We start from the raw sequence: 11,582 nt of genomic DNA, 5'->3' as shown, positions 1-11,582 counted from the left end.
TAATTTCGACCGTATTGATGCGAATATGTCAGCAGACGAATGGCACTGGATTCGATTGCGTAAACAGGATGACGAGCTGATGGTGCGCCTCTGGAAGGACGATAACGAAGAACCTGAAGAATGGGATATGGTTCATACTTTGTCCGCGGATGAACAATTGCCAAACCAATCTGGCAGAGTGCTGATGAGTGTCATTAACTTTGATTATGACAGCAGCAATATCTTTAATTTTGATGAAGTGATGGTTAGCGATTTGGATCAGTAGCTTGGAGCCATTAACGCCCTATATAACAAAAGGGTATATCAAAGTCACCTGGTTTTGCATCGACAAAACCGGGTGTTTTTTATTCATTTTTCGATAAAAAACGAAAAAAGAACTAGGCAATTGATACTAAAAATATTGAAAATTTTAAACAACCGATCCAAAGTTGTATGGACGCCAACATCTCAACTTGATAGTCTAAGAGTTACCAATGTATTTCTGCGATTGAATAAACAAGTCGTTCCCTTGCGATATGACGGAACATGGTGCAAGGGGATCAGTAGAACATCACGAGCGATAAATAGACACAATCCGTCAATAAAAATAGGAAGGTGGTATTTATGTCTCGTACAAAATTTATGGGCAAAAAGCTGTTGCTGCTCCTTTTTGGCACAGTACTCCTGATGTCTGCGGCAAACAGCCCGGTGGCTCAAGCAAAGGTGCCGGATAATGATGAAATCACGGTTTCGCCAACACCACAGCAGCTGGAAGTGAACGGTAAAGGCTTTCCAATTACGCCCGTCGTTGGTCTGGTGACCGGTGAAAACACGGATGAAGCAGCTGTTCGTGAAGTCGAACAAACATTGGGGGAAGCGGATGTTGAGCGAATTGTCCGCAGTACCGCCGGTGAGACGGCACCGAATACACCCGTGACCATCTGGCTCGGCAGCATTTCAGATAATCCAGATGCTGTAGATGTTTTAAACGAATTGGGTGTTGATGGACCTGAAGCACTAACGGATGAGGGATACGTGCTGGCAACAAGCGATAATGGTGAGAAGCAAATTGTTCTTGCCGGAAAAGATAAGGCTGGAATGTTTTACGCTGCCAAGACATTTGAACAGGTCATTCAGGAGCGGCAGGGACGTGACTGGATGCCGTCAGTTACTATTCGGGATTGGCCGGAAATGCCTCTCCGCGGAACGATTGAAGGATTCTACGGTCAGCCATGGTCCCATGAAGACCGGCTGAGTCAGATCGAATTCTATGGTCAAAACAAAATGAATACGTACGTTTATGCGCCAAAGGATGATCCGTACCATCTTAGCAAATGGCGCGAACCATACCCGGAAGATCGGTTTAATCAGCTGGCGGAACTTGTCGAGAAAAGTGAACAAAATCATGTGCAGTTCGTCTTTGCGCTTTCCCCGGGTTCAAGCGTTTGCTATTCAGGGGATGAGGATTTTGGGTTATTAATGGACAAGATGCAATCCATGTATGACATTGGCGTCCGCTCGTATGCGATCTTTTTTGACGATATTTCCGGCAGTCTGCGCTGTGAACAGGATCAGGAACGGTTTGGGGACGAGCCAAGTCCGACTGCTGCAGCCCAGGCGCATTTGCTGAATCGCTTCCAGGAAGAATTCATTGAAACGCATGACGGTACCGAACGGCTGATTACGGTGCCGACCGAGTATTCGGGGCTTAGCGATACGGTTTATAAACAGCAATTCGGTGAGTTAGTTGATCCAAACGTGATTGTTGATTGGACGGGACCGGCTGTCGTATCACCTGAGATCACCGATGAACAAGCACAAGAAGCAGCTGACATGTTCGATCATGATTTATTGCTTTGGGATAATTATCCGGTGAATGATTTTGAAACGATTCGGCTGTTCCTGGGACCACTCGAGAATCGGGACAGTGATTTGACCGACCACGGCGTGCTGGGCATTACGGCCAATCCGATGATTCAGGCGGAAGCATCAAAAATAGCGCTGTATACGGTAGCGGACTATACGTGGAATCCAGCCGATTACAATCCTGAAGCATCATGGGAGCGCAGTCTCAAGGCGTTTGGCGGCGACGCGGCAGGAGCCCTAAAGACGTTCGCGGAAAACAGCTATGCTTCCGATTTAAATGATGATAAAGGCGCACCGACACTTGCACCTTTGATTGATGCATTCTGGGAGGCTTACGAAGCAGGTGATGCCGAGCAAGCTGCGAATCAATTGCTGGACGAATTCCAGACGATGGAAGCGACGCCAGCCCAATTACAGGAAAACCTGGATAATGAAAATTTTCTTGACGAAACATCTGCATGGCTCAAGAAGCTTGAGATTCATGGAAAAGCCGGGCAGGAAACGGTGAAAATGATGATGGCTTTGCAAAATAATGACCAGGAAGCGGCTGATCAGCACCGGGCAGATCTGGATGAGATTCTTGCCAATGACACAATTGAACTGGATCTTGATGAACCTCAGGTGGCAACAAAAGCCCTTGACGGCGTGAATCGTTTCCGCGGCGCATCAGAACTCATCATGTATACACCTGAATACGGCGAGACAACCGGCACAAATATTTACGGATATGAAATCACGGTTGTAGACGATACTGTCGTCAAAATGGGCGGCAACAACTCCCCGATCCCGGACGACGGCTATGTGCTTAGTCTCCACGTCAGCAATTGGCTGGAGGACAATGCGATTATCGGCGCAAAAGTCAATGTTGAAAACGATGAAGTCACCTTGACGATTCCTAAGGGAGAATACACAATACCGAATGATAAAGTCATGGCCCCGGGTGTGATGCAGCCGTTTCTTGAAGAAGCCATGTCGATTCATTCGACTTCCAGTGCAGCCAACATGAAAGCATTGGTGGAGGACTTTGAGGAAAATGGCGAAATAACAAATGCCAAGTCCGCCCGTTCTTTATCAATGCATTTGACTGCGGTCAGCCAGTATGAAGAAAAAAATCAGGCGGAAAAAGTTATCAAGCATACGGAAGGTTTTATACGTCTGCTTGATCATCTGCTGGAAGAAGGATTGATATCAGATGCGGGGTATCAGACGCTGAAATCCGGTGCTGAATACTTGATTGAGAAATGGTATTAAAAAAAATAATTACCATTTATGAGTTCCTACATTTACAGAGAGACTGACTCGGAAGGTAAATTTCCGGGTTAGTCTCTCTGTTTATGATTACATCACTGATTTATGAAGCTAAATACGAATGGATAATGCGACAACTACTTTAAATGGTACAATCTGGTTCAAATTTTCCTTTTCAGCTCTAACGTATTCTTGTTATCAGTGTTTACATTTAGTGTACCTGAATCAAGGTTTAATACTTCCTCGATTAGGCTTGGAAACATTTTTAATTCTTTAGCCATTTGCATAGGAGTAATCGTGCCATCAGCCAATAATTCAGCCACAGCTTGTTTCAACATTCCTGGGTTGGAAAGCTGTAATACATCATCATAAGGTTCAAACTTTCGCATCTTTTTCCGCGAAAGTTGCTTCTGTAAATATTGATACTGGGTGTAGTTAATTAAATTCAGGTGATAGCTGCGTACAATCATGGCATTGATGGAAACCATCCAATATTTTTTTAAATGAATGTATTCCTCCAGCTTCGGTTTATAGATGGTGGATATAAATGCTTCTCTTGGTAGTAATAGTGCGGAAGCGAAATAATCTGCTTCTTTCTCCATCCGTCTTTTTTCGTCAGGTTCCAGCTCTGTTCCTTTCTCAATCCAACTGTGCATTAATAAATGACCCAGTTCGTGTGCTGCATCGAATTGCCTTCGAACAGCGGATTTTTTATCTTTACCTAAGAGCATAAAACAATAATCCTGCCCATTTATAACTTTCTTTTGACTGTAGGCATCTACACCATGTGTGTCTGTTAATATGCTTGACAAGAATACGCCGTTTCTTTCTAATTCAAAAATAAGATTGTGGATGGGTTCGTCTCCAATTCCCCATATGTTTCTGACGTTCTGCGCCAAGTCTTCTATGTCATCTTTTTCCCAGGAGTCTTTAATAAGAACATCGGGTATATTTAGCTTTGGAAATTCAATATAATGCTCCAAAAATTGTTGTCCGTTAAACAAAAAATCGACGACTTGTTCTTGAGCATTCAATCGTTTTTTACTGACATTGACTTTTGATCTGAAGAAGGTATAACTGTTAAATCCAGTATCTGTATCATATGAATAAAAAAATTCACGGGGGAAATTGAGTTTATTGACTAGTTTAAACATCGTTTCGATTCGTGGTGTGATTTTGCCTTGTTCATATTGGGAAATGGCTTGTTTTGTTATGTTGGTCGAATGTGCCAATTCAGATATTGTGAGACCACGGAAAATTCTCGCTTGTTTTAATTTACTAGGGTTGAATTGATTCACTTCCATGGTAATGCTCCTTTTCGTTTTGGATGCTTCAAAAATTTTAGCGCCCTTCTTCTTTTTCCTGGTTTTTCCGCTTCAGGATATCTTTATACTTTTGATCCCCGGATTTAGATGTATCATCGCTTGCAACGTTTGGATCTGTATGAGGTTCTTCAAAGCCAGGCTCTATAAATTTGCTCCATTTATTTTGGGCTATCCAACTATTCATATCATATGCGGGAACGCCAATCGCAATATCGGTAAGATTCTCCTCTTTATCGGTAACAAATGTTATGAATACCAATGTGTTATATTCAAATTCCTGTTCGAGTTGGATGTGGTTGAAAGTGTTGATCTCGTTTTCTTCATCGAATTCAAATTCCAATTGGGATGATAACCGACTGTTTACTTTAGCATACTCTTGTATGTATTCAGAAATGTCATCGCCTGGTGATTTAAACATATTTCTCGGTATGCTGTCGATTGATCCGACTCTTTTTAAAAGAATTAAATTTTTCTTTTTAGTATCAAAAATCATTAATACCTCATATGGCGAACGTCCGGCCGTGATGACGCGATGCAAGAATCCTTCTTCCTCTAGTTCTGCCAGATAGCTTCTCACGTACTTATTGATTTCATCCATTCTTTTATGCCCTAAATGATTTGTTGTGGGGTTTTCTGCGACAGTTTGTTTGTAATCGGAAAACGATTCAAGTCCGTTAGAAATAATTTCAACAAAACCCTTTGCGATATTTCCTTGATAATCAATATCATAATGATTCATTCAACCACATCCCTTTAATTGTATTTGTAAATATTTTTACCCTTTTTCAATAAAAAAGTCAAGTAAAACTACGCTAATGAAAACTTATTATGAACGGTTTTATTATAACTTCCAGATGGGAACTTTGCGGGTAGTAAGATGATGATTTTGCAAGAGAACCACTTATAGCTTAGAAATAATGACAGTAACTTAACTAATATAGTAAACTAACGTTATAAAACATAAGAGCGAGGGCATATGTATGGATAATTCTTTGTTTAGTATTTCTTCTTCAACATATAATTCTCTAAGTGAATCGGAGCGTTATTTGCTTGAGTATATACACGAAAATATAAATGATATAGCCAACATGTCAATTGTTACTTTAAGTGAAAATGCTACAGTTTCAACAGCCACAATTGTACGACTCATGAAGAAACTGGGTTATGATGGCTATACTTCTTTTAAATATAGACTTAAACAAGACAAGAAAATGATTGACTATGACGACTTATTAGGAGATATCAATGAGAATATTAAACAGGCCATTCAAAAAAATGAGGAAGAAGTCAAAAGAACAATTCAACTGCAAAGTATTGGTCAAATAGAAGATGCTGTTCAAAAAATATATGATGCAGATAAAATTTATATTTTTGCCAGAGGTTTTTCCGAAATGATTGCCAAAGAAATGACAGTAAAATTTCAGGTAATGGGTAAAACCTGCGAAACTCATGATGACCCAAATATAATACGAATTAAATCCAGTAAAATTGAGAAAAACGAACTTGCTATTTTTATATCGTTATCAGGGGAAACAGATGAACTCGTTGAAGCATGTCAAAACCTTAATTTAAAACAAGTTTCAACAATCACGATAACAGCCAATGTCAACTCTAACTTAAGCAAGTTGTCAGATATGACTTTCCTGGGGTATAAAAGTGATCATTCACTATTTCCGGAATACGAAGTCCGTTCCAGGTTATCACTCAATGTTATCGCTCGGATTTTAATGGATGCATATGTTATACGGACGATGAACTAATAGTGCTGCGAATAAATGATCGCGGCACTTTTTACATTTCCATTTACATCTTTTGAAAACATTTACATGTAAAATTATGCGACAATAAAATTAACAATCAAGATAGAAGGTGAAAAATTGATATATACATGCACCATGAACCCTGCGATAGACATGTATGTGGAAGTTGATGAATTAAAAGCAAATACCGTCAATCGCACAAACGATGAGGACTATCAGGCAAATGGTAAAGGGATTAATGTTTCCATAATGCTTAAAAAGTTTGGGATTGATAGTACTGCTTTAGGATTTATTGCTGGTTTCACCGGAAAATATATAAAGGATTCTCTAAGTGAAATCAACATACAATCAGATTTTGTTTATTGTGATGGCACTACACGCATCAATGTTTTTTTAAATGCCGAATCAGAATACAAAATCGTAAATCAAGGGCCGTATATTAATTTACCAGAGCAGGAAGAGATTTTGAGTAAAATTAAAGCGATTCCAAGTGGTAGTACCCTCATTGTTTCAGGCAGTCTCCCGCGAGGTGTACCAGAATCTATAATTGTTGATATCTCCAGGATATGCCAAGAAAATGATGTAAAATTTGTACTTGATACCAGTGCAAACTCATTACTGGATACACTCAAGCATGAACCCTATTTATTAAAACCGAACGAAGAAGAGTTAGCTGATTTGTATAACGAAGCTGATTCTCTGAGTGAACAAAAGATTATCAAATATGGTAAAGATTTGTTAAACAAGGGGGCTCAACAAGTAATTGTTTCCAGGGGAGATGAAGGATCAATTTATTTTTCAGAAGAGCATTTGTTAAAAACCACTGCCCCTCAAGGTACCGTGGTGAATACTGCCTGCTCAGGTGATGCTATGCTGTCAGCCTTTATGGCAAAAAGATCACAAAATGAAACTATTGAAAATGCACTTAGCTACGCTTCAGCTGTTGGAGCTTCCACAGCATTTTCCAGAGGTTTAAGTGATTTAAAAGATATAGCCACTCTACAAAAAGAAATAAAAGTATATCAAATTAAGGAGGAGATAAAATGACGCGTAAAAAAATTGTTGCAGCAACAGGGTGCCCAACAGGTATTGCACATACTTTCATGGCGGCTGAAGCCCTAACAAAAGCTGCAGAAAAAATGGATGTTGATATTAAAGTAGAAACACATGGTCAAGTGGGTGTGGAAAACGAACTGTCTGCGGAAGAAATTCGTGAAGCAGATGGGGTAATCATTGCTGCTGACAAAGATGTTAATTCAGATCGTTTCCATGGCAAACCATTAGTTAATGTTTCCGTATCACGTGGAATCAAAGCATCTGAAGAGCTAATCAAGCAAATCATAAATGAAGAGGCTTCAATTCATCAAGTGAGAGGCTATGAGGCATCAAAGGAAAAAGCGACTTCGAACACTGAATCCTCTCAAAAGGATAACAAAGGAAATGGTTTGCGCAGTATATATAATAACCTAATGAATGGTGTATCCCATATGTTGCCTGTTGTTGTAGGCGGCGGGGTTTTAACAGCTCTTTCATTTTTATTCGGTATTCATTCGGCAAATCCTGATCACGAGAGTTATAACGAATTTGCGGCTTTTTTAAATAATGTTGGTGGTCTAGCATTTAGTCTGATGGTCCCTATTCTGGCTGCATTTATTGCCGAGTCAATTGCAAAAAGACCCGGAATGATAGTAGGATTTGTTGGAGGACTTTTAGCCGATCAAGGTGGCGCTGGATTCCTGGGAGGTATACTGGCAGGTTTTGCAGCCGGTTATATCATCATTTTGCTACAGTATCTGCTTAGAAGATTACCAAGTTCGCTCGACGGTTTAAAATCTATTTTCTTATATCCCGTAATCGGTATATTCCTGATTGGCGGCTTTATGACACTATTTAATGTCCCTGTTCAGGCATTAAATTCATCAATGATGGACTTTTTATCTAATATGCAATCATCCAATCCAATAATTCTTGGTATTATAGTAGGTGCAATGTCAGGTTTTGACATGGGTGGTCCCGTAAACAAAGCGGCCTATCTAACCGGAACCGCACTTCTCAGCGAAGGAAACTTTTACTTTATGGCTGGTGTGTCTGCAGCATGTATTACGCCTCCATTGCTTATTGCCTTTGGAACAGTATTCTTCCGTAAGTATTTTACAGAAGAAGAACGGAGTGCCGGACTGGTTAACTTTGCACTTGGATCAACGCATATTACCGAGGGAGCTATACCTTTTGCTGCCAAGAACCCATTAGTAGTAATTCCCATTATCATGTTCAGTTCGTCAATTTCTGCAGTGCTGACATATTTATTCGATGTACAGGTTCCTGCCCCACACGGTGGATTTCTAGTATTGCCGGTGGTTACAGGTGCATTACTATGGGTGCTAGCAATTTTAATTGGTTCCTTGGTAGGAGCATTTATTTATGGAATGTACCGCAAAAATCTCGCACAAAAAGCAAACTAAGGAGTGGTTCAGAATGTCGAGAATAATACAACCAGAATATATAAAATTGAATACAAACGATTCCTCACAAGAAGAAGTGTTCCAAACCATTGCAAGTATAGCCGTTGAAAATGGAATTGCTTCATCGGTAAACGACGTTGTTAAAGGATTGAAAGCGCGCGAAGAAGAAAGCACCACAGGATTTCAGGAAGGTTTTGCAATTCCACATACCCAGTCTGATGCTGTTATTAAGCCTGCAGTTGTGATTGTTCGTACTAAGAATGGAATTGAATGGCAGTCTTTTGATGACAAGCCATCCTTCTTCTTTCTTTCCCTGCTTATTCCAAATGAAGAAGCAGGATCAACCCATCTTCAAGCATTATCTGCATTATCACGTGCATTAATGGATGAAGATAAACGGCAGGCTTTTCTTGATGCAACAACAGGTGAGGAGCTTGCCGAGCTAATTGGTGAAGCCATTCCATCCGGGGAGGATCATTAATTATGCCGCTTTTTTCAACAACACCAATGCTGCAAAAGGCTAAAGCAGATAAACATGGGATAGTTGCATTTAATGTTCATTCCTTTGATAGTATTTTTTGGGTACTCGAAGCGGCAGCAGAGATGCACTCACCGGTAATATTGCAAACCACCGTTGGAACAGTGAAACAGTTGGGAGCGCAAAATATAGCGAAAGTAGCAGCTACTGCTTCAGACTATTACAATATTCCAACAGGACTTCATCTTGACCACTGTACTGAATATGAAGTCATCAAACAGGCTGTTCGGGCTGGTTATACATCAGTAATGATTGATGCGTCCATGCACCCATTTGAAGAAAATGTAGCTCGTACAAAAAATGTGGTGGAACTTGCTAAATCCCTTGGCGTTAATATAGAGGCGGAGTTAGGAAAAGTAAGTGGTGTTGAAGATGACATTGCTGTAGATGAAAGTGATGCCCAAAAAGCGGTACCTGAGGAATGTAAGAAGTTTGTTGAAATGACAGAAGTCCCTACCTTAGCTCCTGCTATAGGTACAGCCCATGGTATATATAAAGGAAAGCCGGACATTGATTTTGACCGCATTGAAGAAATCTCAAAATTAGTCGATGTGCCACTTGTCCTTCATGGAGGCTCAGCGTTACCTGATGATGTCGTACGACGGTGCGTGTCGCTTGGTATGGCAAAAGTCAACGTCTCAACTGAACTTAAAAATGCGTATTCAGAGGCAATTCGTAAGCATTTTATTGAAAATCCGGACAGCCTTGATCCGCGAACTTATTTACAAAACGCCAAAGATGCGGCCAAAGAAATAGTGAAAACAAAGATTACAATGGTTGACAGCAAAGATAAAGTGGTTTCTTCATTCGTATAATAATTTAGTGAGAACCAATTTTTCCTGAATTTAATGGGAGGATTGGTTCTTCATTATATGTAATTGTCGATACGGGAAAGGAAGAATTAAATGAAACTAATTGCAATTGACTTGGATGGAACACTGCTTTCGGATGACGGTACGATATCCTTAGAAAATAGGAATGCCATTTATGAAGCACAAAAAAATAATAACATTATTGTGATTTCGTCTGGACGTTCACTGCACGATACGCGGCAGATTTTAAAACAAGCGGATATTGAATGTCCGTTTATAACCGGTAATGGTGCGATGACATACCACTCAGGAGATATACTTCAACAATTCATAATACCATTAGAAGTGCTTAAAAAGATAAGGAATGCGATTAAAAAGCACAATTTGTATTACGAAATTTACACCAATCAAGGTGTATACATTATGGAAGAAGGAAAAGATTTACTCTATCAGGAAATTCAGGAACTTGACCAGGAGACTGATAAAAAGTCAGCTTTTAACAAAGTCGATATTCAGTACAGTCAGCATGGACTTATTTATGTTTCTGACTTTCATGCCGCTGAGTTTTCCACATTAAACCCGTACAAAGTGTTTGTTTTGTCATTTAATCATGAAAAACTGCAAGAACTCCGCAGGGATATGACAAAAATGAAGGACATCTCGCTGACAACTTCTGGAAGGGAAAAACTTGAAATAGCGCATGAGCAGGCCAGCAAAGGAAATGCACTCAAATTTATTGCAGACTATTTTAATGTCCCGCTTGCAGATACTTTTGCTATTGGGGATAATCTGAATGATATTTCTATGTTTGAAATAGCTGGCAGAGGAATCGCAATGGAGAATGCTGAGGAGGAAGTAAAGGAACGTGCAGCCTTCATTACCAAAGACCACAATGACAGCGGTGTGGCATATGCATTAAGGAACTATATCTTAACATAAGGGGGGGTCTGTCCCTCACCACTTTAACGCATTAGTGTGGTGGGGGACAGACCCCTCTATTCCCTCTATTCAACAAACTCCGACCATGGTGTTGCTGTATCCTTAATAGCCTTTTTCACTTTATTTAAGTTCTCCAATCCGGTTGTTTTGAGCCACTGATATTGTGATTCTTTTCCTTCTTCTGCAAATGGTTGAACACCGTCTTTCCAGATGGCACGTCCACACAGGCTGCCACTGAATTTGGCACCGGATTCTTTGGCGAAATGCAGTGTTTCGACAAATTGGTCATTTGTTACGCCACCGCTCAAATAAATAAATGGCAGACGGCTTTTTTCTGAGCAAGTACGATAAAAATTCGCGGCTTCTTCCTTGCTAAATACAGGTTCATAATTATCGTATTGCTGATAGCCTTCAATATTGTAAATGGATACGGGCACTTCAACTTTCAACAGATCAATGCCATACTCCTCTTTGGAGAATTCGGTCATAAAATACTCTACAATTTCCGGCTTTTTCTTGGCGAATTCAGCGCTTTTTGAACCTAAACCTTCTGCACTGTAGGAAACAGGCTCTAATATGAATAGCAGATTGTTTTGCTTGCATTCATCACCGACACGCTTGATAAATGCTTTTTTGATTGTATTATATTTTTC

11 protein-coding genes are annotated in these 11,582 nt (G+C 40.1%); 8 read left to right on the top strand and 3 right to left on the bottom strand.

Going from position 1 to position 11,582, the window contains the following annotated elements; genetic code table 11:
* A partial coding sequence (locus VK080_RS10110) for a hypothetical protein (RefSeq protein ID WP_324224650.1) occupies positions 1 to 265 on the top strand: 265 nt, incomplete at its 5' end.
* 338 nt (positions 266 to 603) lie between these two features.
* Positions 604 to 3,096, top strand: coding sequence for a beta-N-acetylhexosaminidase family protein (locus VK080_RS10105; RefSeq protein ID WP_324224649.1), 2,493 nt, complete (start codon positions 604 to 606; stop codon positions 3,094 to 3,096).
* 158 nt (positions 3,097 to 3,254) lie between these two features.
* On the opposite strand, the gene VK080_RS10100 is transcribed toward VK080_RS10105, so the two are convergent.
* Positions 3,255 to 4,397: an XRE family transcriptional regulator gene (locus VK080_RS10100; RefSeq protein WP_324224648.1), complete on the bottom strand. Its 1,143-nt coding sequence runs from the start codon at positions 4,395 to 4,397 to the stop codon at positions 3,255 to 3,257.
* 37 nt (positions 4,398 to 4,434) lie between these two features.
* Positions 4,435 to 5,157, bottom strand: a complete 723-nt coding sequence (locus VK080_RS10095) for a DUF5986 family protein (RefSeq protein WP_324224647.1) — start codon at positions 5,155 to 5,157, stop codon at positions 4,435 to 4,437.
* 241 nt (positions 5,158 to 5,398) lie between these two features.
* Here VK080_RS10095 and VK080_RS10090 point away from each other — a divergent pair, with 241 nt between their 5' ends.
* From VK080_RS10090 to VK080_RS10065, 6 genes are all read left to right on the top strand, one after another.
* Positions 5,399 to 6,178: a MurR/RpiR family transcriptional regulator gene (locus VK080_RS10090; protein WP_324224646.1), complete on the top strand. Its 780-nt coding sequence runs from the start codon at positions 5,399 to 5,401 to the stop codon at positions 6,176 to 6,178.
* A 117-nt stretch (positions 6,179 to 6,295) separates the two neighbouring features.
* Positions 6,296 to 7,225, top strand: a complete 930-nt coding sequence (gene pfkB / locus VK080_RS10085) for a 1-phosphofructokinase (protein WP_324224645.1) — start codon at positions 6,296 to 6,298, stop codon at positions 7,223 to 7,225.
* Positions 7,222 to 8,640: a fructose-specific PTS transporter subunit EIIC gene (locus VK080_RS10080; protein WP_324224644.1), complete on the top strand. Its 1,419-nt coding sequence runs from the start codon at positions 7,222 to 7,224 to the stop codon at positions 8,638 to 8,640. Before pfkB ends, VK080_RS10080 begins: the two co-directional genes overlap by 4 nt.
* Before the next feature lie 13 nt (positions 8,641 to 8,653).
* Entirely contained in the window at positions 8,654 to 9,121 is a 468-nt protein-coding gene (locus VK080_RS10075; RefSeq protein WP_324224643.1) for a fructose PTS transporter subunit IIA, read from the top strand.
* A gap of 2 nt (positions 9,122 to 9,123) precedes the next feature.
* The gene (locus VK080_RS10070) at positions 9,124 to 9,993 is read left to right on the top strand and encodes a class II fructose-bisphosphate aldolase (RefSeq protein ID WP_324224642.1); all 870 of its coding nucleotides are present in this window, start codon (positions 9,124 to 9,126) and stop codon (positions 9,991 to 9,993) included.
* 90 nt (positions 9,994 to 10,083) lie between these two features.
* Entirely contained in the window at positions 10,084 to 10,929 is an 846-nt protein-coding gene (locus VK080_RS10065; RefSeq protein WP_324224641.1) for a Cof-type HAD-IIB family hydrolase, read from the top strand.
* Positions 10,930 to 10,994: 65 nt separating this feature from the next.
* On the opposite strand, the gene VK080_RS10060 is transcribed toward VK080_RS10065, so the two are convergent.
* Positions 10,995 to 11,582 (bottom strand): tagatose 1,6-diphosphate aldolase (locus VK080_RS10060; RefSeq protein WP_324224640.1); only part of this gene is annotated, 588 nt, incomplete at its 5' end.

Origin of the sequence: Lentibacillus sp. (genome assembly GCF_035301925.1) — a bacterium.
GTDB lineage: Bacteria > Bacillota > Bacilli > Bacillales > Amphibacillaceae > Lentibacillus.
Note: the sequence above shows the minus strand (reverse complement) of the source record. Positions and strands in the feature narration are given on the sequence as shown.